At 71.1% G+C, this 20,171-nt stretch carries 22 protein-coding genes and 1 pseudogene; 14 read left to right on the top strand and 9 right to left on the bottom strand.

What is annotated here, in order from left to right; all coding sequences use genetic code 11:
* Nucleotides 1-19 precede the first annotated feature (19 nt).
* From sodN to AC5WRT_RS07975, 4 genes are all read left to right on the top strand, one after another.
* On the top strand, nt 20-415 hold the full coding sequence (gene sodN, locus AC5WRT_RS07990) for a superoxide dismutase, Ni (RefSeq protein WP_496093560.1): 396 nt from the start codon (nt 20-22) through the stop codon (nt 413-415).
* Between the two features lie 305 nt (nt 416-720).
* On the top strand, nt 721-1,176 hold the full coding sequence (locus AC5WRT_RS07985) for a histidine kinase (protein ID WP_496093561.1): 456 nt from the start codon (nt 721-723) through the stop codon (nt 1,174-1,176).
* A complete protein-coding gene (locus tag AC5WRT_RS07980; protein ID WP_496093562.1) occupies nt 1,173-1,571 on the top strand; it encodes a helix-turn-helix transcriptional regulator in 399 nt (132 codons plus the stop codon). Before AC5WRT_RS07985 ends, AC5WRT_RS07980 begins: the two co-directional genes overlap by 4 nt.
* 82 nt (nt 1,572-1,653) lie before the next feature.
* The gene (locus AC5WRT_RS07975) at nt 1,654-2,070 is read left to right on the top strand and encodes a VOC family protein (protein ID WP_351799586.1); all 417 of its coding nucleotides are present in this window, start codon (nt 1,654-1,656) and stop codon (nt 2,068-2,070) included.
* A gap of 61 nt (nt 2,071-2,131) precedes the next feature.
* Here AC5WRT_RS07975 and AC5WRT_RS07970 read toward each other — a convergent pair whose 3' ends face one another.
* From AC5WRT_RS07970 to AC5WRT_RS07950, 5 genes are all read right to left on the bottom strand, one after another.
* Nucleotides 2,132-2,464: a DUF952 domain-containing protein gene (locus tag AC5WRT_RS07970; protein ID WP_496093563.1), complete on the bottom strand. Its 333-nt coding sequence runs from the start codon at nt 2,462-2,464 to the stop codon at nt 2,132-2,134.
* A 37-nt stretch (nt 2,465-2,501) separates the two neighbouring features.
* Complete coding sequence (locus tag AC5WRT_RS07965; RefSeq protein WP_496093564.1) at nt 2,502-2,924, bottom strand: YciI family protein; 423 nt, start codon at nt 2,922-2,924, stop codon at nt 2,502-2,504.
* A gap of 32 nt (nt 2,925-2,956) precedes the next feature.
* Complete coding sequence (locus AC5WRT_RS07960; protein ID WP_496093565.1) at nt 2,957-3,172, bottom strand: hypothetical protein; 216 nt, start codon at nt 3,170-3,172, stop codon at nt 2,957-2,959.
* A gap of 256 nt (nt 3,173-3,428) precedes the next feature.
* Complete coding sequence (locus AC5WRT_RS07955) at nt 3,429-4,604, bottom strand: family 2 encapsulin nanocompartment cargo protein polyprenyl transferase (RefSeq protein ID WP_496100042.1); 1,176 nt, start codon at nt 4,602-4,604, stop codon at nt 3,429-3,431.
* Between the two features lie 112 nt (nt 4,605-4,716).
* Nucleotides 4,717-6,123: a family 2B encapsulin nanocompartment shell protein gene (locus AC5WRT_RS07950; RefSeq protein ID WP_496093567.1), complete on the bottom strand. Its 1,407-nt coding sequence runs from the start codon at nt 6,121-6,123 to the stop codon at nt 4,717-4,719.
* A gap of 620 nt (nt 6,124-6,743) precedes the next feature.
* On the opposite strand from AC5WRT_RS07950, the gene AC5WRT_RS07945 reads away from it, so the two are divergent.
* A complete protein-coding gene (locus tag AC5WRT_RS07945; protein ID WP_496100041.1) occupies nt 6,744-7,658 on the top strand; it encodes a 1-aminocyclopropane-1-carboxylate deaminase/D-cysteine desulfhydrase in 915 nt (304 codons plus the stop codon).
* Here AC5WRT_RS07945 and AC5WRT_RS07940 read toward each other — a convergent pair.
* The gene (locus AC5WRT_RS07940; protein ID WP_496093569.1) at nt 7,640-9,235 is read right to left on the bottom strand and encodes a Na+/H+ antiporter; all 1,596 of its coding nucleotides are present in this window, start codon (nt 9,233-9,235) and stop codon (nt 7,640-7,642) included. The two genes, AC5WRT_RS07945 and AC5WRT_RS07940, sit on opposite strands and share 19 nt — an antisense overlap.
* 61 nt (nt 9,236-9,296) lie before the next feature.
* Here AC5WRT_RS07940 and AC5WRT_RS07935 point away from each other — a divergent pair, with 61 nt between their 5' ends.
* The 3 genes from AC5WRT_RS07935 (at nt 9,297) to AC5WRT_RS07925 (ending at nt 11,413) form a co-directional block, all read left to right on the top strand.
* Complete coding sequence (locus tag AC5WRT_RS07935) at nt 9,297-9,557, top strand: UBP-type zinc finger domain-containing protein (protein ID WP_496093570.1); 261 nt, start codon at nt 9,297-9,299, stop codon at nt 9,555-9,557.
* Nucleotides 9,558-9,881: 324 nt separating this feature from the next.
* Nucleotides 9,882-10,298, top strand: coding sequence for an ATP-binding protein (locus AC5WRT_RS07930; RefSeq protein ID WP_055705999.1), 417 nt, complete (start codon nt 9,882-9,884; stop codon nt 10,296-10,298).
* 17 nt (nt 10,299-10,315) lie between these two features.
* Entirely contained in the window at nt 10,316-11,413 is a 1,098-nt protein-coding gene (locus AC5WRT_RS07925) for an RNA polymerase sigma factor SigF (RefSeq protein ID WP_496100040.1), read from the top strand.
* 20 nt (nt 11,414-11,433) lie between these two features.
* Here AC5WRT_RS07925 and AC5WRT_RS07920 read toward each other — a convergent pair whose 3' ends face one another.
* Complete coding sequence (locus AC5WRT_RS07920; RefSeq protein WP_496093572.1) at nt 11,434-11,868, bottom strand: hypothetical protein; 435 nt, start codon at nt 11,866-11,868, stop codon at nt 11,434-11,436.
* A gap of 173 nt (nt 11,869-12,041) precedes the next feature.
* Between AC5WRT_RS07920 and AC5WRT_RS07915 the strand changes: the two genes are divergently transcribed.
* Nucleotides 12,042-13,010, top strand: coding sequence for a diacylglycerol/lipid kinase family protein (locus AC5WRT_RS07915; RefSeq protein ID WP_496093573.1), 969 nt, complete (start codon nt 12,042-12,044; stop codon nt 13,008-13,010).
* Between the two features lie 332 nt (nt 13,011-13,342).
* Nucleotides 13,343-13,600, top strand: coding sequence for a WhiB family transcriptional regulator (locus AC5WRT_RS07910; protein WP_003992873.1), 258 nt, complete (start codon nt 13,343-13,345; stop codon nt 13,598-13,600).
* Between the two features lie 215 nt (nt 13,601-13,815).
* On the opposite strand, the gene AC5WRT_RS07905 is transcribed toward AC5WRT_RS07910, so the two are convergent.
* Together AC5WRT_RS07905 and AC5WRT_RS07900 are read right to left on the bottom strand one after the other, a co-directional pair.
* On the bottom strand, nt 13,816-15,291 hold the full coding sequence (locus tag AC5WRT_RS07905; protein ID WP_496100039.1) for a sensor histidine kinase: 1,476 nt from the start codon (nt 15,289-15,291) through the stop codon (nt 13,816-13,818).
* A 367-nt stretch (nt 15,292-15,658) separates the two neighbouring features.
* A pseudogene (locus AC5WRT_RS07900) lies at nt 15,659-16,295 on the bottom strand (TetR/AcrR family transcriptional regulator).
* A 115-nt stretch (nt 16,296-16,410) separates the two neighbouring features.
* Here AC5WRT_RS07900 and nagB point away from each other — a divergent pair.
* The 4 genes from nagB to mctP all read left to right on the top strand — a co-directional run bounded on the left by nagB (nt 16,411) and on the right by mctP (nt 20,161).
* Nucleotides 16,411-17,196: a glucosamine-6-phosphate deaminase gene (gene nagB, locus AC5WRT_RS07895; RefSeq protein ID WP_496093576.1), complete on the top strand. Its 786-nt coding sequence runs from the start codon at nt 16,411-16,413 to the stop codon at nt 17,194-17,196.
* 165 nt (nt 17,197-17,361) lie between these two features.
* Nucleotides 17,362-18,126, top strand: a complete 765-nt coding sequence (locus AC5WRT_RS07890) for a GntR family transcriptional regulator (RefSeq protein ID WP_330337871.1) — start codon at nt 17,362-17,364, stop codon at nt 18,124-18,126.
* Between the two features lie 128 nt (nt 18,127-18,254).
* Complete coding sequence (locus AC5WRT_RS07885; RefSeq protein WP_496093577.1) at nt 18,255-18,536, top strand: DUF3311 domain-containing protein; 282 nt, start codon at nt 18,255-18,257, stop codon at nt 18,534-18,536.
* Nucleotides 18,533-20,161 (top strand): monocarboxylate uptake permease MctP, encoded by a 1,629-nt coding sequence (gene mctP / locus AC5WRT_RS07880; protein ID WP_496093578.1) that lies wholly within the window; start codon nt 18,533-18,535, stop codon nt 20,159-20,161. The genes AC5WRT_RS07885 and mctP overlap by 4 nt, the downstream gene beginning before the upstream one ends.
* Nucleotides 20,162-20,171 lie beyond the last annotated feature (10 nt).

Here is a 20,171-nt window from a genome sequence, read left to right as displayed (position 1 = left end):
CACGAGGAAGGAATGCTCCATGCTTTCCCGCCTGTTTGCCCCCAAGGTCAAGGTCAGCGCCCACTGCGACCTGCCCTGCGGCGTGTACGACCCGGCCCAGGCCCGCATCGAGGCGGAGTCGGTGAAGGCCATCCAGGAGAAGATGGCCGGCAACGACGACCCCCACTACCAGGCGCGCGCCACCGTCATCAAGGAGCAGCGCGCAGAGCTGGCCAAGCACCACGTCTCCGTCCTCTGGAGCGACTACTTCAAGGCCCCGCACTTCGAGAAGTACCCGGAGCTGCACCAGCTGGTCAACGACACCCTGAAGGCCCTCTCGGCCGCCAAGGCGTCCACCGACCCGGCGACGGGCCAGAAGGCTCTGGACCACATCGCCCAGATCGACAAGATCTTCTGGGAGACCAAGAAGGCTTGATCTCCGATCATGCCGTTTGACCTGGGCTTTCCTTGATCGCCTGGTCTTCCGGTCCGCACCCGGTCCGCAGGCCGCCGCGAACGGCGGCATGACGGTCCGGGTGCGGTCTTCTTCGCCCGGCCACAGATGGGCGTAGATCCGCAGCGTGATGACGGCGGAGGCGTGGCCGAGGACGAGCCGGACCCGCTTGACGTTCTGCCGAGGACCGTTGCCAGAGGTCGCGAAGACAGAGGTGGCGGAGGCGGGAGCAGGCCGGCTGCTCGCGGCCTGCTCGGTGGTGAGCTGGCGATGGCCGGGGTACCGCCGTGCTGCTGGCGCGCGCCCGCCATCGGCACCGCACGGTTCTGGAGGACCGGCGGTGGCTGCTGGAGCGCGAACGGGAGGCCGCCGCCCGCCCGGCGGTGGCAGCCGAGCGTGCCCGCCTCGCCCGCGAGTTGCACGACATCGTCAGCCACAAGGTCAGCCTGATGGTCGTCCAGGCGACCGCCGCCCGCGAGGTACCGGCCGTCCTGCCGGACGCGGCCGAGGCCGCACCGGAGGCCGTCGAGGGTGCCGGACGTGACGCGATGACCGAACTGCGGCAGGCGGCAAGCCGCCGCGGGCGCCCAGGCCGCCGACCAGCGCGGCGGCGGGCAGGGTGGTCGGCAGCTCGGCAGGGGAGAAACAACGGCATGCCGAAGACGGCGCAGTGCGGTGTGCGTTCCTCTGCGCAATCGTTCCGTCCCGCGCTGTCGGTGCCCTGTGCCAAGCTGTGGACGTGACCCTGGAGGACCTCAGACGGCTGCGGCGCGTGCGCGACCGCATGGACCGTGAGTACGCCGAGCCGCTCGACATGACCGAGCTGGCCCGCGGCGCCCACATGTCCCCGGGCCACTTCCAGCGCAGCTTCCGCAAGGCCTTCGGGGAGACGCCGTACAGCTACCTCATGACCCGCAGGATCGAGCGGGCCAAGGCGCTGCTGCGGCGGGGGGACCTCACGGTCACCGAGGTCTGCCTGGCCGTGGGCTGTACGTCGCTCGGTTCCTTCAGCTCCCGCTTCACCGAGTTGGTCGGGGAGACGCCGAGCGCCTACCGGGCCCGCGACCACCAGGAGGGCGCGGTGATCCCGTCCTGCGTGGCCCGGACGTTCACGCGGCCCCGCCGCAGACCCTGCTGAGCCGCCCGCACCCGCCGTCGGCGGCTGCGCCGGTCCCGCCGACTCGCGCGCGCACCGGCGCGGATGGGCCTAGCGTGAGGCCATGGACGTGAAACTCAAGCAGTGCTTCATCGCGGTGGACGACCACGACAAGGCGCTCGCCTTCTACCGTGACGTGCTCGGCCTGGAGGTCCGCAACGACGTGGGCTTCGAGGGCATGCGGTGGGTGACGCTGGGCTCGCCGCTCCAGCCGGACGTCGAGATCGTGCTGGAGCCGCCCGGCGCGAACCCGGACGCCTCCCCCGCCGACCGGCAGGCGCTCGCGGAGCTGCTGGCCAAGGGCATGCTGAGGGGTGTCATCTTCACCACCGAGGACTGCGACGCGCTCTTCGAGCGGGTGCGGGAGTCCGGCGCCGATGTGCTCCAGGAGCCGACGGACCAGCCGTACGGGGTACGCGACTGCGCCTTCCGGGACCCGGCGGGCAACCAGCTGCGCTTCCTCCAGCGGCCCGCGGAGTGAAACGCCGGGAGGTCCGGGGGAGTTCACGGGCGCACGCCGAGTCGTGAGCCCCCCTCACCGGTCACCCCCAGGGCTCCACGTCCACCACGGCGTCCGCAGGCACCGGCCCGTACACGTGCGGGAACTCCTCCCCGCCGGGCTCCATGGCCTCGTACTTCACCCGTGCGCCGACCAGGGCCGGGTCCACGACCAGCACGACCAGTTCGTCCGGGCCGTCGTAGTCGCCGTAGAGGAACGCGGCGACGCGCGGGAGCTGTTCGCGGGTGGAGAAGTGGATGAAACCCTCCTCCTGGAGGGTGCGGCCACGGGTCGACATCTCATAGGCGCCGCGCTCGCGGGCCGCCTCCCACAGGGAGCGCTCGGTGACGTGGAAGATACGGGGCAGTTTCGGCATGCGGCCACGCTACGGCCCTGCCGGTCCGCGCGTCTCCTCATGCGTCGCCGACGTCGTCGGCGACGTCCATGATCGGCCGGATCACCACAGGGTACTCGTTCGCGCCCTCGGGGCCGGGACAGCGGGTGACGCGTTCGGCGATCTCGGTGACCCGGTCCAGGCTCGCGCAGTCCACCACCCAGTAACCCGCCGGCAGCGGGTCGGTCTCGCCGTACGGGTCGTCGGTGATCACGGTCGCGCCGCCCTTTCCTCGCGCCACCAGCCGGGTCCGGGCGGGCTCGGCCAGCCCCTGTGCGGCCACCAGTTCCCCGGACGCGTCGAGCTCGTCGTTGATCGCGCTCATGTACAGGTACATGGCCTTGAGTCGCGCCTCCGTCCAGGCAGGAGCGTGCTCGGTGGGCCGGCCGGCCATCGCGTCGTACTCCGCCTGCGTCGCGTGCACCGTCACCAGGTACTTCATGGCCCCCTCCTTCGACCTGGGACCGCCCCGGCTCAGGGTGTTCCGGCCGCGGGGTCACCGGGGCGCGGGCGCCCGGTCCCGTCCTCGGGAGCATGCGGCTCGGCGGGCTTTCCGTGGGCCGCGCAGTCGGGGTTGCGACAGGGGCCGGGCCTCCACACCGGTACCCAGGCGCCCAGCGTCTTGCGCCGCCCGACGACCGTGTCGACGGGCCATCCGCAGACGGGACAGACGTGGTCCTGGCTGTCCATGTCCTCAGGGTAGGGCGGGCCGGGACTCAGCGCTTCCTGCGGTACGTCCGCACCAGCCCGCCGTTGCCGAAGGCGCGCACCGAGTCCGGGGTGAACTCCTTGTCCGGCCTCCCGCACCGACGAAGACCCCGGGCCCCTCACGACCGCCGACAAAGGCCCCGGGTTCCTCCCAGCCCCCGCACCAGCAGACGCCCCGGGCTCCGTCCGGTTCCCCGCACCCGCAGAGGCACCGGCCCCCCTGCCACCCGCGCCGGGCTCAGTTGCTGCGGCGGGTCACGAACTCGGCGAGTGCCAGCAGGCCGTCCGCCGCCTCGGGAACGGGGACCGCGCGGGACAGCTCGTGCACGGCGCGCGCCATCCGGTCGGCCGCCTCGGCCTGTGCCCAGTCCCGGCCGCCCGCCCGCTCCACCGCCCGTGCCGTGCGCGCGATGCCCTCGTCGTCACCGGAGACGTACGGCTTGCCGTACAGCTCGGCGAGTTCGGCCGCCGCCCCGGTACCGGAGACGAGGGCCGCCACCACCGGCAGCGACTTCTTGCGGGCCGCGAGATCGGCGCCGGCCGGCTTCCCGGTGTGCCCTGGGTCGCCCCATATGCCGATGACGTCGTCGATCAGCTGGAAGGCGAGCCCGGCCTGACGGCCGAAGCCGTCCAGCGCCGCCACCTCGTGGCCACCGGCGCCCGCGTACAGCGCGCCGAGGGCGCAGGCGCAGCCCAGCAGGGCACCGGTCTTCGCCTCGGCCATGGCGAGCACCTCGTCGAGGGTGACCTCGTCCGGCGCGCGGTGCTCCAGGTCCGTGTCGGTGTGCTGTCCGGCGCACAGCTGCACGACACAGTCCGCGAGCCGTGCCGCGGCCGGCCCGGAGGCGGGGTGCTGGTCCTCGGCGAGCAGCCGCAGGGCCAGCGCCTGGAGGGCGTCACCGGCGAGTATCGCGTCGGTGACGCCGAACACGGTCCAGGCGGTGGGCCGGTGCCGGCGGGAGGTGTCCCGGTCCATCACGTCGTCGTGCAACAGCGTGAAGTTGTGGACCAGTTCGACCGCCACCGCCGCCCGGACCGCCGCCGTACGGGCCGCCGGTCCGCCGAGAGCCGCGGCCGCCGCCAGGACGAGCGCGGGCCGGATCGCCTTGCCGGCGTTGCCGGCCGCCGGGGTGCCGTCCGCGGTCTGCCAGCCGAAGTGGTAGAGCGCGACACGGCGCAGAGGGCCCGGCAGCGACTCCAGGGCCGCGCGCAGCTCCGGGTCGACGAGGGCCCGGGTGCGCTCCAGCAGCACCGCCGCCTCCGGCCCGTCCGGGTGACCTTCCCGCGGTCCCTCGGTGTGCCCGTCGAGCGGGCCCGCACCGGCGACGCCGGGCCCTCCCCGCCGTTCCCCCGCCGCGCCCGGGTGCGGCACGGCGGGGGAACGCTGCTCGGTCTCCGTCATGAACTCGGCCATGTCTCCCCCTCGCCAGGTCCCCGGACACCGGCGTCGCCGGCCCGGCCGGACGCATATTCCGAGGGTCTACCCCTGCCGACGGCCGGAGACACGACCACGAAGTGCGGAAACGTCACCTCCACCGGCCGATCTCGACGTTCTCCAGCACGCCGAGCGCGTCGGGCACCAGCACGGCGGCCGAGTAGTAGGCCGTGACCAGGTACTTGACGATGGACTGTTCGTTGATGCCCATGAACCGCACGGAAAGACTCGGCTCGATCTCGTCCGGGATGCCCGACTGCCGGAGGCCGATGACACCCTGGTCCTGCTCGCCGGTGCGCATCGCGATGATCGAGGTCGTGCGCTGCGGACTGACCGGAATCTTGTTGCACGGGTAGATCGGCACACCGCGCCACGTCGGGATGCGGTTGCCGGCGATCTCGATCGTCTCCGGGACCAGTCCCCGCTTGTTCAGCTCGCGCCCGAACGCGGCGATCGCGCGCGGGTGGGCCAGGAACAGCTTGGTGCTGCGCCGGCGGCTGAGCAGCTCGTCCATGTCGTCAGGGCCGGGCACGCCGTCGTGCGGCTGGATCCGCTGGTCGTAGTCGCAGTTGTGCAGCAGGCCGAAGTCGCGGTTGTTGACCAGCTCGTGTTCCTGGCGCTCCTTGAGCGCCTCGACGGTGAGCCTGAGCTGCTGCTCGGTCTGGTTCATCGGCTGGTTGTACAGGTCGGCCACGCGCGTGTGGATGCGCAGCACGGTCTGGGCGATGCTCAGCTCGTACTCGCGGGGCCGGGGTTCGTAGTCGACGAAGGTGTGCGGGATGTCGGGCTCGCCGAAGTGGCCGGCCGCCAGCTCGACCTCCTTCTCGCCGTACTTGTTGGTCGGCTGCTCCGGCGTCGAGCGCAGCCGCTCGAGGTGATCGCGCAGGGTGTCGGCGCGCTCGGCGACCCGCTCGAAGTCGTCGCGGCTGAGGATCAGCACGGTGGTCGGGGTGTCCGCGCGGACGGTGCACTCCCAGATGGCGTCCGGGTCCAGCAGCGCCCGGTCGCCGAAGTAGGCGCCGTCGGCGAGGACTCCGAGGACGGCGTCGTCACCGTAGGGGCCGGTGCCGATCTTCTCGACCCTGCCGTGCGCCAGCAGGTACACCTCGCCCGTCCGGTTGCCGAAGTCGGCGATCACCTGACCGGGGGCGAAGTCGCGTTGGCGGCAGCGCCGGGCCAGCTCCGTCAGCACCTCCTCGTCCTCGTAGCCGCGCAGGGCCGGCAGCTCGCCGAGTTCGGCCGGGATCACCTCGACCTGGTCCCCGGTCTTCACGAAGGTGATGCGGCCGTCGCCGACGGTGTACGCGAGCCGCCTGTTGACCCGGTAGGTGCCGCCCTGGACGTCGACCCACGGGAGTGCGCGCAGCAGCCAGCGGGAGCTGATCTCCTGCATCTGCGGTACGGACTTGGTGGTGGTGGCCAGGTTCCGCGCTGCCGCCGTCCCGAGGGACTGCTGCGGCTTGCCTTGATCCGTGCGGACCTCTTCGCCTACCGACATAGAGAATTTGCCTCCCAGGTATGCCCGGCGCCGAATCGCAGCAGGCACCGGTCTCGACACCGAGCCTTCCAGCACGGAACGTGATCGCTCAATTACCTGAAAGAGCGGGAATGGATGATCGGACTACTGGGCAGAAAGGGGGACCGCGGACCGGCGCGGCAGGAAAGTCGGCATGGCCCCATCCCTGTCCGCGGGCGGGTTTCCGGAGGTGCGAGCAAAGGGCCTCACGACCGGCGCAGCCGCAACCGCAACGGCCCGTGGGGTCCTGCACCGCGTGGTGATCCACCACGCGGCGACGCGCACACGGTGCGTGTCCGCCGGGACGGCCGTCCCCGCCCGCCCCGGGCTGGCACCGGCCGACGAGGCGGGTACGGAGACGGCCGGCACCTCCACGGCTTCGCGTGCGAGAACCTGGGCGACGGTGCGGACGCCCGGCCTCCGGCCCCGGCCGGAGGCGGTCGGACGGGCCGCCGCGGCGGTGTGTCGACGGCACCGGGCGGTTCGGGCGACGACGGGAGTGGCGGCCCGGGAAGGCGGATCCGCGGGGGTCCGGGGCGGACGGGCCGCGGGTGCGGGTGGGCGAGCGGCCGAAGCGACGGCGGGGCGCGGACAATGGAGCGGTGACCAGCCCCGCGACGCTCATGCCCCGCCTCCCCTCCCCCCTCCAGGACGTGGACGACGAGCGGTTCGGGCGGCGTGGGCTGCGGCTGCTCCTCAAGCGTGACGACCTGATCCACCCGGAGCTGATCGGCAACAAGTGGCGCAAGATCGTGCCGAACATCGAGGCGGCGCGGGGCCGGCCGTTGGTCACCTTCGGCGGGGCCTACTCCAATCACCTGCGGGCCACCGCCGCCGCGGGCCGCATCCTCGGGCTGGAAACCACCGGCGTGGTCCGCGGCGAGGAACTGGCCGACCGTCCGCTGAACCCCTCGCTGGCCCGGTGCGCGGCGGACGGCATGCGGCTGCACTTCGTCGACAGATCGACGTACCGGCACAAGCACGAGCCCAAGACGCTGGACTCCGTGCTGCGGGCGGTCGGCGCCGAGGGGGCGTACGTCGTGCCCGAGGGCGGAAGCAACAGCGCGGCCGTGCTCGGGTGCCGGGCGCTGGGCGAGGAACTGCGCGGTCACGCACGTGTCGTCGCCGTGGCCTGCGGCACCGGCGGCACGCTCGCGGGCCTGGCCGCGGGCCTGGGCCCCGGCCAGCGTGCGCTCGGCGTCCCCGTCCTCAAGGGCGGCTTCCTGGGCGAGGAGGTACAGGCGCTGCAGGAACGTGCCTTCGGCGGCCGCGCCGGCGACTGGTCCCTCGACGAGCGCTTCCACTTCGGCGGGTACGCCCGTACGACACCCGCGCTGCACGCGTTCGCGGACGACTTCGAGGACCGCCACCACGTGCCCGTCGAACGTCTCTATGTCGCCAAGCTGCTCTACGGACTTGTCGCCCTCGCGGACGAGGGCGCCTTCCCGCCCGGGACGACGGTCGCCGCCGTCGTCACCGGGCGCCCGTTCCCTCGGCCCTACTCCGCCTCCCGGTAGGCCGCCGCCTCCTCCAGGTCCAGGCGTCTGAGCAGCGCGCGCAGCATCTCGTCGTCGATGTAGCGGTGGTCGCGGAGCTTGACGAAGACCTCGCGTTCGGTGCTGATCACCTCGCGGGACAGGCGCCGGTAGGTGTCGTCGACGGACTCGCCGCTGATCGGGTTGGTCTGGCCGAGGCGCTCCCAGACGGCGTTGCGGCGGCGCTCCAGGACCGTGCGCAGCCGGTCGGCGAGCGGCGGGGGCAGGGCGTTGCGCTCGTCGGCGAGGAGGTCGTCGAGGCGGCTCTCGGCGGCGCGGGAGGCCTGTGCCTGGGCGTTGGCCTCGGCGAGCGTCTCCGCCTGCGGGTCGCGGCCGGGGAACCGCAGCAGGCGGATGAGGGGCGCGAGGGTGAGGCCCTGCACCACGAGGGTGCCGATGACCGTGGTGAAGGTCAGGAAGAGGATCAGGTTCCGCTGCGGGAAGGGGGCGCCGCCGTGCACCGTGAGCGGGATGGAGAACGCGATGGCCAGCGACACCACACCGCGCATGGCGGCCCATCCCGTCACGACCGGAGCCCGCCAGGTGGTGTCCGGCTCGCGCTCCCTGATGCGCCGGAACAGCGCGCGGGGCAGGAAGGTCGCCGGAAACACCCACATGAAGCGGGCCGCGACGACCACCAGGAAGACCTCGATGGCGTACCGGATCGCGTCGGCCCCCTGGTAGGCGCCCAATCCCTTGAGGACGGTCGGCAGTTGCAGGCCGATCAGCGCGAACACCGCCGACTCCAGCAGGAAGGCGACCATCCGCCACACCGCGTCCTCCTGCAGCCGGGTGGCGAAGTCGACCTCCCAGGCGTGGTGCCCGAGATAGACCGCGACCACCACGACGGCGAGGACGCCGGAGCCGTGGAACTGCTCGGCGACGCCGTAGGCGACGAACGGGATCAGCAGGGAGAGCGTGTTCTGGAGCAGGGCCTCCCTCAGGTGGGTGCGCAGCCAGTGGATCGGCACCATGAGCACCAGGCCGACGACGACGCCCCCGACGGCGGCCCGCAGGAACTCCCCGATCCCGCCCGCCCAGGTGGCGCCCTCGCCGACGGCCGCGGCGAGCGCCACCCGGTAGGCGGTGATCGCGGTGGCGTCGTTGAGCAGCGACTCGCCCTGGAGGATGGTGGTGATGCGGGACGGCAGGCCGACCCGGCGCGCGATCGCCGCGGCCGCGACCGCGTCCGTCGGCGCGACCACCGCGCCCAGCACCAGCGCGGCGGGCAGCGGCAGCCCCGGTACGACGAGGTAGGCGATCCAGCCGACGGCGAAGGTCGCGAACAGCACGTACCCGATCGACAGCAGCCCCACGGGCCGCATCTGGGCGCGCAGATCCAGGTAGGAGCTTTCGGTGCCCTCCTTGTACAGCAGCGGCGGCAGCACCAGCGGCAGCACGACGTCCGGGTCGAGGGTGTAGTGCGGGACCCCGGGGAGGTACGAGACCGCGAGGCCCACGGCGACCAGCAGCAGCGGCGCCGGCACCGGGGTGCGCCGGGCGGCCCCCGCGACCGCCGCACTGCCCGCCACCAGCAACAGCAGCGGCATCACGTCCATGACCCTCGCCCACCCTCGTTTTCCGCGCGGTCACCCGCGCGCCCGTCGTAATCTGGCAATCATGAAACAGTGCACGCACGCAGACGCGCTGCCGCACCCGGAACCGGAGCCGCTCGGTCCCACCTGCCCGGAGTGCCTCCGGGACGGCACGCACCCGGTCCAGCTGCGGTTGTGCCTCACCTGCGGCCATGTCGGCTGCTGCGACTCCTCGCCCGGGAGGCACGCCACGCAGCACCACGAGCAGTCCGGTCACCCGGTGATGCGGACGTTCGAGCCCGGCGAGGACTGGAAGTGGTGCTTCGTGGACCACGTGCTGGTGTGATCCCCCTGATCGTCAGCGGGATCCGGCGTGATCGTGTTCCCGTTCCACCCCGTTGTCGTGTGACACTGCATGCGGCGGCGACCTGACGACGGTTCGGGCGTCTGACGTCTGGGTACGTCAATCCGGCGCGCGCTGTTCGCATTTGGACAGGCAAACCCTCTAGACACGGAGCGTATGCACAGCTTTACTGTGAGTGACGCAAGGGGGTTGGGGTCCTGGGACAGGACCGTTCGGAGCGCGATAGCGTCACCGCGGAACCACGTACGCGTTACGCCGGGGGGCGACCCTCGGCGCCGTAGAGCTTGTACCACCATGGAGGTGAGGGTGTCCCAGATCGCAGGCGAGCCCGCGGCGAATCAGGACTTCGTGGAAGTCCGGCTGCCGGCCGCGGGTGCCTACCTGTCGGTGCTGCGGACGGCCACGGCCGGTCTCGCGGCCCGCTTGGACTTCACCCTGGACGAGATCGAGGACCTGCGCATCGCCGTGGACGAGGCCTGCGCGATCCTGCTCCAACAGGCCGTGCCCGGCTCCGTGCTCGGCTGTGTCTTCCGGCTCGTCGACGATTCGCTGGAGGTCACGGTCTCGGCGCCGACCACGGACGGTCACGCACCCTCGCGGGACACCTTCGCCTGGACCGTGTTGTCGGCCCTCGCGGGCAAGGTCTCGTCCGCCGTCGACGAGGACAAGACCGTGTCGATCAGCCTCTACAAACAGCGCGGCGCGGGCCCCGGCCCGGCGTGAGGAACGGGGACGGTCCGGTGCGGGACGAAGAGCGCGGCACACGGGAGCTGCCGGCCGGGGACGGGGGTGCCCCCTGGCCGAGCACGGGTGACGTCTCCGGGGCGACTGCCCCGGACACGTCCCGGCGCATGGCGGACGGCATCGACGGCATCCCCGAGCAGGCCAGGCCGCACCCGGAGGACGACTCCGCGCGGATCGGTGGTGACGGCGCCGTCCAGGACGCCCCACCGGCAGCGCCCGGAGGCCGCACGGGGGCCAGGGCTCGGGGAAGGGCTACGGGCGGGACGATGAGCGAGCACGAGCGGTACGCCGAGGGCGACGCGCCGAGCGCGGAGGCCGTACAGCCCGTACGGCACGACCCGGCGGACCGCAGCGGTGCGCGGGCAATGTTCGTGGAGCTGCGCAAGCTGAACGCGGGCAGCGCGGAGTACGCGGAACTGCGCAACCAGCTGGTCCGTATGCACCTGCCGCTCGTGGAGCACCTGGCCCGCCGGTTCCGCAACCGCGGCGAGCCGCTGGACGATCTGACCCAGGTCGCCACGATCGGTCTGATCAAGTCCGTCGACCGGTTCGACCCGGAGCGCGGCGTGGAGTTCTCCACGTACGCCACCCCGACCGTGGTCGGCGAGATCAAGCGGCACTTCCGTGACAAGGGCTGGGCGGTCCGGGTGCCGCGCCGGCTCCAGGAGCTGCGCCTGTCGCTGACCACGGCGACGGCCGAGCTGTCCCAGCTGCACGGCCGCTCCCCCACGGTCCACGAGCTGGCCGAGAAGCTCACGATCTCCGAGGAGGAGGTCCTGGAGGGCCTGGAGTCCGCCAACGCGTACTCCACGCTGTCCCTGGACGTTCCCGACACCGACGACGAGTCCCCGGCGGTCGCCGACACCCTCGGCGCGGAGGACGAGGCGCTGGAGGGCGTGGAGTACCGGGAATCGCTCAAGCCGCTGCTGGAGGATCTCCCGCCGCGCGAGAAGCGGATCCTGCTGCTGCGCTTCTTCGGGAACATGACCCAGTCGCAGATCGCGCAGGAGGTCGGCATCTCCCAGATGCACGTCTCCCGACTGCTCGCCCGCACCCTGGCCCAGCTGCGGGAGAAGCTCCTCGTCGAGGAGTGAACGCCGAGGAGCGAGGCCGGTTATTCGACGCGGCCCGGTCCCTTGATGCCGAGGGCCCGGGTCGTCTCGCCGTTGACGAGCAGTACCAGCGCCGCCACGGCGACGACCGCGATGGCGACACCGGCCGGGACGGCCATGCTGTCGGCCTTGAGCAGGTTGTAGGCGATGGGCAGCGCCATGAGCTGGGTGATCACCGCGGGGCCGCGGCTCCAGCTGCGCCGCAGCAGCAGTCCGCGCGCGGCGAGCAGCGGCAGCAGCGCGAGGACGGCGAGGGTGACGCCGAGGGTCACGGCCTGCTGTCGGTCGTCCGGGTCACCGGCGATCCCGAGCGCGAGCACCCACAGACCGCCGGCCACCAGCGCGATGCCCTCCAGCCCGGCAAGCACGGCGGCGTAGGTCAGCCGGCGGGGGCGGGGTCCGGTGGTGTCCTGGGCGGAGTTCTGCTCACTGCTCACACCACGAGGGTAGCCGTCGGCCGCGCGCGGGTCGGGAGGGGGACACGCACCCGCGGACGACACCGGGAACACGCCCCGCGGTGCGGGAGCGTGTCCGGGCTCACGCCCTCGCCTCTTACCTGATCCCTACCTCGGTCTGGGCCCGGTACCCCCCAGTAGGTACGCTGCCCTCCATGCGTGCACTTCTCGTGGTCAACCCGGCGGCAACCACCACAAGCGCACGCAGACGTGACGTGCTGATCCACGCACTGGCGAGCGAGATGAAGCTGGACGCGGTCACCACCGAGTACCGAGGCCACGCGCGCGACCTCGGCCGGCAGGCGGCGGACAGCGACGACATCGACCTAGTGGTGGCCCTCGGCGGCGACGGCACGGTCAACGAGGTCGTCAACGGCCTCCTGCACGCCGGTCCGGCCCTGGACCGCCTGCCCGGCCTGGCGGTCGTACCCGGCGGCTCCACGAACGTCTTCGCGCGCGCTCTCGGCCTGCCCAACGACCCGGTCGAGGCCACCGGCGCCCTGCTGGACGCGCTGCGGGAGGGCCGGCAACGGGTCGTCGGGCTCGGGCTGGCCTCCGGCACGCCCGGCACCGACGACGAGGCGGTCCCGGACCGCTGGTTCACCTTCAACGCGGGGCTCGGGTTCGACGCAGGTGTCGTCGGGCGGGTCGAGCAGCAGCGCGAGCGCGGCAAGAAGTCGACCCACGCGTTGTACGTCCGCCAGGTGATGCGGCAGTTCCTCGGCGAGCCGAACCGCCGGCACGGCTCCATCACCCTGGAGCGGCCGGGCGAGGACCCGATCGCGGGTCTCGTGGTGGCCATAGTCTCGAACGCGTCCCCTTGGACGTATCTCGGCAATCGCCCCATGTACACATCGCCTAAGGCCTCGTTCGACACCGGCGTCGACGTGCTCGGTCTCAGCCGTCTGTCGGCAGCCGCGGTTGCCCGGTATGGCACCCAGTTGCTCACTTCGTCCCCCGAACGCGGACCCCATGGCAAGCACGTGGTCTCGCTGCACGATCTGGATCGGTTCACCTTGCATTCGAAGGCACCTCTGCCCCTGCAGATGGACGGAGACCACCTGGGACTGCGTACGAGCGTGACGTTCACAGGTGTACGCCGTGCACTGCGTGTGATTGTGTGAGCGGAACCGGCAAAAGTCCTTTCACTCGAACGTTTAGGCCAGGATCCACCCCATGGAAGTACGGCTGTGACCTAGTCGACACCGAGGAATCAAAAAAAACTTTTCGGAAGGGGTTGTATCCGCCGCCGAGGTTTGCGAGTCTCTACGTGGCGATCGGGACGGCCCGCAACACCGGCCTCCACTGATCACCGGAACCCCTCTTCAAACCACAGGACCACGCCGGGGAAGACTCGGCGGTCGGCCCTTCACTTGTCGAGGGATTCGTGAAAGCGTTCACATTCACAAGCAACCTGCACGTCATACGTTCAGAGAACCTAGGAGAGGTAGCAGCCATGGACTGGCGTCACAACGCCGTTTGCCGCGAGGAAGACCCCGAGCTCTTCTTCCCCATCGGCAACACCGGTCCTGCGCTGCTGCAGATCGAGGAAGCCAAGGCCGTCTGCCGTCGCTGCCCGGTGATCGAGCAGTGTCTGCAGTGGGCGCTCGAGTCCGGTCAGGACTCCGGCGTCTGGGGTGGTCTCAGCGAGGACGAGCGCCGCGCCATGAAGCGCCGCGCCGCCCGCAACCGGGCTCGTCAGGCCTCCGCCTGACATAGCCACCCCTGCTGACAGCCTGAGCTTGGCGGCGCGTGCAGCACGCACGCATCTCCCGCCCCCGAGCCGCAGCGCGCAGTATCCCCCGATGCGCTTAGCACTTCGCGGAGCAGCAACGAGCACGAGCCTCGGACCCATGGCGGTCCGGGGCTTTCTGCTGTCAGCGGCCACCCGCAACACCCCTTCGCCGAACGGCGGTCGGGCCGCGGGGGCTACTTCTGGGTCCGCACCGGAATGTCGAGGATCACCCTGGTCCCGCGCCCCGGTGCCGGGACCATGTCGAAGGAGCCGCCCAGCTCGCCCTCGACCAGGGTGCGGACGATCTGCAGGCCCAGGTTGCCCGAGCGGTGGGGGTCGAACCCTTCGGGCAGGCCGACGCCGTCGTCCTGGACGGTGACCAGCAGCCGGACCTCCTTGGTCGTACCGCCGCGGATCGCGGAGACCTCGACCGTGCCGGTGTCGCCCTGGTGGAAGCCGTGCTCCAGGGCGTTCTGCAGGATCTCGGTGAGGACCATCGACAGCGGGGTGGCGACCTCGGCGTCGAGTATCCCGAAGCGCCCGCTGCGCCGGCCGGTCACCTTGCCCGGCGAGATCTCGGCGACCATCGCCAGCACACGGTCGGCGATGTCGTCGAACTCCACCCGCTCATCCAGGTTCTGAGACAGCGTCTCATGCACGATCGCGATGGAGCCGACCCGGCGGACGGCCTCCTCCAGGGCCTCCCGGCCGCGCTCGGACTCGATGCGCCGGGCCTGGAGGCGCAGCAGCGCGGCCACCGTCTGGAGGTTGTTCTTCACCCGGTGGTGGATCTCCCGGATGGTGGCGTCCTTGGTGATCAACTCCCGTTCACGGCGGCGCAGTTCGGTGACGTCCCGGCACAGCACCAGCGAACCGATCCGGGTGCCCTTCGGTTTGAGCGGAATGGCCCGGAACTGGATGACGCCGTCGTTGGCCTCGATCTCGAACTCGCGCGGCGCCCAGCCGCTCGCAAGCTTGACCAGGGCCTCGTCCACCGGGCCCCGGGTCGGGGCGAGTTCGGCGGTGGTCTGCCCGAGGTGGTGGCCCACCAGGTCGGCGGCGAGGCCGAGGCGGTGGTAGGCGGACAGCGCGTTCGGCGAGGCGTACTGGACGATCCCGTCGGCGTCGAGCCGGATCAGGCCGTCGCCGACGCGCGGCGAGGCGTCCATGTCGACCTGCTGGTCGGGGAAGGGGAAGGAGCCGGCCGCGATCATCTGCGCCAGGTCGGAGGCACTCTGGAGATAGGTCAGCTCCAGGCGGCTCGGGGTGCGAACGGTCAGCAGGTTGGTGTTGCGGGCGATCACGCCGAGGACACGGCCCTCGCGCCGTACCGGAATGGACTCGACCCGTACGGGGACCTCCTCGCGCCACTCCGGGTCGCCCTCGCGCACGATCCGGCCCTCGTCCAGCGCCGCGTCCAGCATGGGTCGGCGGCCGCGCGGGACGAGGTGGCCGACCATGTCGTCCTGGTAGGAGGTGGGGCCGGTGTTGGGGCGCATCTGGGCCACCGAGACGTACCGGGTGCCGTCCCGGGTGGGGACCCACAGGACCAGGTCGGCGAAGGACAGGTCGGAGAGCAGCTGCCACTCCGAGACCAGCAGGTGGAGCCACTCGAGATCGGAGTCGTCGAGGGCGGTGTGCTGGCGGACCAGTTCGTTCATGGAGGGCACGTCTGCGAGCGTACCCGCAGGTTCGGACAGGGCCGAAAGCCGTGGTGGGCGGGCCCGGAAACACCCGCGGGCCGCGGCGCCTGGAAGGGACCCTCAACCCTCCCGGCACCGCAGCCCGGAGCATCATCGGCCGTGGGGTGTGCGGTCCCGGTCGGCCGAAGGTCGAGGAGCCGGGGCAGTCAGGGCAGAGAGCTCCGGTTCCTCGATCCGCCTTCCTGTGCGGGGAAAGCGGAGGCTTGTTCGTCTGGTTGCCCACTGTCGATTGTGGACTAGACCACAACGATGTGTCCATGGTCTTGTCGGCATGCACGACGACTGCACGACCCGACGGATGGCACCCGATGCCACGCAGCCTAGCCCGCCTCGGTCAGCCGCGGGGCCAGATGGCCATGGCAATTTCCGCGAGCGCCTCCAGTTCCTCCCGGCGCGCGCCGTCGCGGGCCTGCTGGGACATGCCCTGCAACACGGCCGCGGCGTGCCGGGCGAGGACGCCGGCGCCGGCGCCGGCCGGCAGCCGTCCCACCGCGGCGTCCGCCCGGATCCGGGACTCCACGGCGGCGATGTGCGCGGCGCGCCGTTCACGCAGCAGCCGTTCCACCTCGGCGCTGGTGCAGTTCGTGGCGGCGTGCGCGACCAGGCAGCCGTACGGATGGGCGGGGTCGGTGTACACGGCGGCGGCTTCGCGCAGCATGCGTGCGACGGCGGCGCGGGCGGACGGCTCCTCGACGAGGGCGCGCTCGTGAAAGGCCCCGTACGTCTCGGCGTAGAGCCGCACGACCTCCTCGAAGAGCGTCCGCTTGTCACCGAAGGCCGCGTACAGGCTCGGCGCCGATGCCCATGACCCGGGTGAGGTCGGCGACCGAGGTGGGCTCGTAGCCCCCCTGCCAGAAGGCAAGGAGTGCCTGGTGCAGTGCGGTGGCACGATCGAAGGAGCGCGGTCGGCCGCGCGTCCCGGAGGTGCGCGTCCGCGCGCCGGTCTGCTGACCGCTCACCATGGGCGGCATTTTATAGCGGTCCCTAGAAAAAGGAAGGGGTCGTGTGCCGGTGACCCCCGTTCTGTTAGATTGGTCTAAACCACAGAGTGACGCCCAGAGCCCATTTCAGAACGGCAGGCCCAGCGTGGAAGTTGTCATCGTTCCGGACGCCGCGGCGGGCGGCGAGCTGATCGCCGAGGCCATGGCACAGCTGCTGCGACGCAAGCCCGACGCCCTGCTCGGCGTGGCCACCGGCTCCACCCCGCTTCCCATCTACCAGGCGCTGACCGCGAGGGCCCGCTCCGGCGCCGTCGACATCTCGCGGGCCCGCATCGCCCAGCTCGACGAGTACGTGGGGCTGCCCGCCGACCACCCCGAGTCCTACCGCTCGGTGCTGCGCCGGGAGGTGCTGGAGCCGCTCGGCATCGGCATGGACAAGTTCCTCGGGCCCGACGGCACCGCGGCGGACATCCGGGCGGCCTGCGCGGCGTACGACCGCGCGCTCGCCGCGGCCGGCGGGGTGGACCTGCAACTGCTCGGCATCGGCACCGACGGGCACATCGGATTCAACGAGCCCTGCTCCTCGCTCGCCTCGCGCACCCGGATCAAGACGCTGACCGAGCAGACCCGGATCGACAACGCACGCTTCTTCGACGGTGACATCGAGCAGGTCCCGCAGCACGTCGTCACCCAGGGCATCGGCACCATCCTGGAGGCCCGGCACCTGGTGCTGCTCGCGACCGGCGAGGGCAAGGCGGACGCGGTCGCCGCCACCGTCGAGGGGCCGGTCGCGGCGGTCTGCCCGGCCTCCGCACTCCAGCTGCACCCGCATGCCACGGTGGTCGTCGACGAGGCGGCCGCGTCCAAGCTGAAGCTGGCCGAGTACTTCCGCCACACCTACGCGGGCAAGCCCGGCTGGCAGGGGCTCTGACCCCGCCGGGCCGCCAGTTGGACTAGACCAGCCTCGGTCACCACTGTATATAGAGGAGATCACGGAGCGTGCGGGTGGAGCCCTGAGGGAAGAACCCGTGCCACGATGTGAGCCGTGACCGATGGATGCCGGTCACTTTCGGCACCGGAGCCGGGAAGGCAGAGCATGAGCACCGACGTCAGCAGTGCGGAGAACGAGGCCGGGACGACCGTCCGTACGGCGCGCGTGCCCAAGTACTACCGCCTGAAGAAGCACCTGCTCGACATGACGGAGACCCAGGCGCCGGGCACGCCGGTCCCGCCCGAGCGCACGCTGGCCGCCGAGTTCGACACCTCCCGCACGACGGTCCGCCAGGCCCTGCAGGAACTGGTGGTCGAGGGCCGCCTGGAGCGCATCCAGGGCAAGGGCACCTTCGTCGCCAAACCCAAGGTCTCCCAGGCGCTCCAACTCACCTCCTACACCGAGGACATGCGCGCCCAGGGCCTGGAGCCCACCTCGCAGCTGCTGGACGTCGGCTACATCACCGCCGACGACCGGCTCGCCGGGCTGCTCGACATCGCCGCCGGCGGACGGGTGCTGCGCATCGAGCGGCTGCGCATGGCGAACGGCGAGCCGATGGCCATCGAGACCACCCACCTGAGCGCCAAGCGCTTCCCGGCCCTGCGCCGCTCCCTGGTGAAGTACACCTCCCTCTACACCGCCCTGGCCGAGGTCTACGACGTCCATCTCGCGGAGGCGGAGGAGACCATCGAGACCTCGCTGGCCACCCCGCGCGAGGCCGGCCTGCTCGGCACCGACGTGGGCCTGCCGATGCTCATGCTCTCCCGTCACTCCCTCGACCGCGAGGGCAAGCCGGTGGAGTGGGTGCGGTCGGTGTACCGGGGCGATCGGTACAAGTTCGTCGCGAGGCTGAAACGGCCCGCCGAATGAGGCGTGGGGGACGTTCGCTGAATCGGTATACAGACATGTGATCGAGGGCTTCCGCTGCCGCGACACCGTCACCTACATTGCCTGCGCATTACACATGCGTTCAGTCCCTGGAGACGGAGAGCCGCTGTATGTCCAGTACGCCTGAAGTCAGACCACCGGTGGTCACGCCGGTGCGCATGATCATCGCCCTGTGCCTCGTCGCACCCTTCGTGGCGATGCTGTGGGTCGGCTCCTACTCGAAGACGGACCCCGCCTTCATCGGGATCCCGTTCTTCTACTGGTACCAGATGCTCTGGGTGCTGATCTCCACCGCGCTCACGATGACCGCGTACAGGCTGTGGCAGCGCGATCAGCGCGCCCGCGCCGCCCAGGCCTCCTCCGCTGCCCGGACGGGCGGTGAGGTGAGGTGAAGCACGGCGTCAACGGCGTCGCGCTCGGCGTCTTCATCTTCTTCTTCCTGGCCGTCACGGTCATGGGCTTCCTCGCCGCCCGCTGGCGCAAGGCCGAGAACGAGCACTCGCTGGACGAATGGGGCCTGGGCGGACGGTCCTTCGGCACCTGGATCACCTGGTTCCTGCTCGGCGGCGACCTGTACACGGCGTACACCTTCGTCGCCGTGCCGGCGGCGATCTACGCGGCGGGCGCGTCCGGCTTCTTCGCGGTGCCGTACACGATCCTGGTGTACCCGCTGGTCTTCACGTTCCTGCCGCGCCTGTGGTCGGTCAGCCACCGCCACGGCTACGTCACCACGTCCGACTTCGTCCGGGGCCGCTTCGGCTCCAAGGGGCTGTCGCTCGCCGTGGCGCTGACCGGCATCCTGGCGACGATGCCGTACATCGCGCTCCAGCTCGTCGGCATCCAGGCGGTGCTGGACGTGATGGGCGTGGGCGGCGGCGACAGCACGAACTGGTTCGTGAAGGACCTCCCGCTGCTGATCGCGTTCGGTGTGCTGGCCGCGTACACGTACTCGTCGGGCCTCAGGGCCCCCGCCCTGATCGCGTTCGTCAAGGACGCGCTGATCTACATCGTCGTCGCCGTGGCGATCATCTACATCCCGATCAAGCTGGGCGGCTTCGACGACATCTTCGCCAAGGCTGGTCACGCGTTCAGCCAGACGAACCCGGCCACGGGCAAGCCGCGCGGCGCTCTCGCGCCCCCGCTGGCCGGTCAGTGGACCTACGCCACCCTGGCCCTCGGTTCGGCCCTGGCCCTGTTCATGTACCCGCACTCGATCACAGCGACGCTCTCCTCCAAGAGCCGCGAGGTGATCCGCCGCAACACCACGATCCTGCCGCTGTACTCCCTGATGCTCGGCCTTCTGGCGCTGCTGGGCTTCATGGCGATCGCGGCCGGAGTGAAGGTCGCCAACGGGCAGCTGGCGATCCCGCAGCTGTTCGAGGACATGTTCCCCAGCTGGTTCGCTGGCGTGGCCTTCGCGGCGATCGGCATCGGCGCGCTGGTCCCGGCGGCGATCATGTCGATCGCGGCGGCCAACCTGTTCACCCGCAACATCTACAGGGACTTCATCAAGCCGGACGCGACGCCTGAGCAGGAGGCGCAGGTCTCCAAGATCGTGTCGCTGCTGGTGAAGGTCGGTGCGCTGGTCTTCGTCCTCACCATGGACAAGACCGTGGCGATCAACTTCCAGCTGCTGGGCGGCATCTGGATCCTCCAGACCTTCCCGGCGCTCGTCGGCGGCCTGTTCACCCGTTGGTTCCACCGCTGGGCGCTGCTCGCCGGCTGGGCGGTCGGCATGGTGTACGGCACCCTCGCCGCGTACGGGGTCGCCTCCCCGGCCCAGAAGCACTTCGGCGGCTCGGCCAAGGAGATCCCCGGCATCGGCGAGATCGGCTACATCGGCCTCACCGCGTTCGTCCTCAACGTCGTGGTCACCGTGGTCCTCACGTTCGTCCTGAAGGCCCTGAAGGCCCCCGAGGGCGTCGACGAGACCGAGCCGGAGGACTACACGGCGGACGCGGGCGACCCGGGGGTGCAGGTGGAGCTGCCGCCCGCGACCGCGGGCGCCGGGCACTGAGCGACTGCCG

The sequence above is a fragment of the Streptomyces sp. NTD91 genome (assembly GCF_059510455.1).
This window is presented reverse-complemented; position numbering and strand designations above follow the sequence as displayed.

Excerpts from the sequence above, each read along its gene's own strand:
- sodN (WP_496093560.1), top strand. The coding sequence starts at position 20 with ATGCTTTCCCGCCTGTTTGCCCCCAAGGTCAAGGTCAGCGCCCACTGC.
- AC5WRT_RS07975 (WP_351799586.1), top strand. The coding sequence starts at position 1,654 with ATGGACGTGAAACTCAAGCAGTGCTTCATCGCGGTGGACGACCACGAC.
- AC5WRT_RS07970 (WP_496093563.1), bottom strand. The coding sequence starts at position 2,464 with ATGCCGAAACTGCCCCGTATCTTCCACGTCACCGAGCGCTCCCTGTGG.
- AC5WRT_RS07965 (WP_496093564.1), bottom strand. The coding sequence starts at position 2,924 with ATGAAGTACCTGGTGACGGTGCACGCGACGCAGGCGGAGTACGACGCG.
- AC5WRT_RS07960 (WP_496093565.1), bottom strand. The coding sequence starts at position 3,172 with ATGGACAGCCAGGACCACGTCTGTCCCGTCTGCGGATGGCCCGTCGAC.
- AC5WRT_RS07955 (WP_496100042.1), bottom strand. The coding sequence starts at position 4,604 with ATGGCCGAGTTCATGACGGAGACCGAGCAGCGTTCCCCCGCCGTGCCG.
- AC5WRT_RS07950 (WP_496093567.1), bottom strand. The coding sequence starts at position 6,123 with ATGTCGGTAGGCGAAGAGGTCCGCACGGATCAAGGCAAGCCGCAGCAG.
- AC5WRT_RS07940 (WP_496093569.1), bottom strand. The coding sequence starts at position 9,235 with ATGGACGTGATGCCGCTGCTGTTGCTGGTGGCGGGCAGTGCGGCGGTC.
- AC5WRT_RS07935 (WP_496093570.1), top strand. The coding sequence starts at position 9,297 with ATGAAACAGTGCACGCACGCAGACGCGCTGCCGCACCCGGAACCGGAG.
- AC5WRT_RS07915 (WP_496093573.1), top strand. The coding sequence starts at position 12,042 with ATGCGTGCACTTCTCGTGGTCAACCCGGCGGCAACCACCACAAGCGCA.
- AC5WRT_RS07910 (WP_003992873.1), top strand. The coding sequence starts at position 13,343 with ATGGACTGGCGTCACAACGCCGTTTGCCGCGAGGAAGACCCCGAGCTC.
- AC5WRT_RS07890 (WP_330337871.1), top strand. The coding sequence starts at position 17,362 with ATGAGCACCGACGTCAGCAGTGCGGAGAACGAGGCCGGGACGACCGTC.
- AC5WRT_RS07885 (WP_496093577.1), top strand. The coding sequence starts at position 18,255 with ATGTCCAGTACGCCTGAAGTCAGACCACCGGTGGTCACGCCGGTGCGC.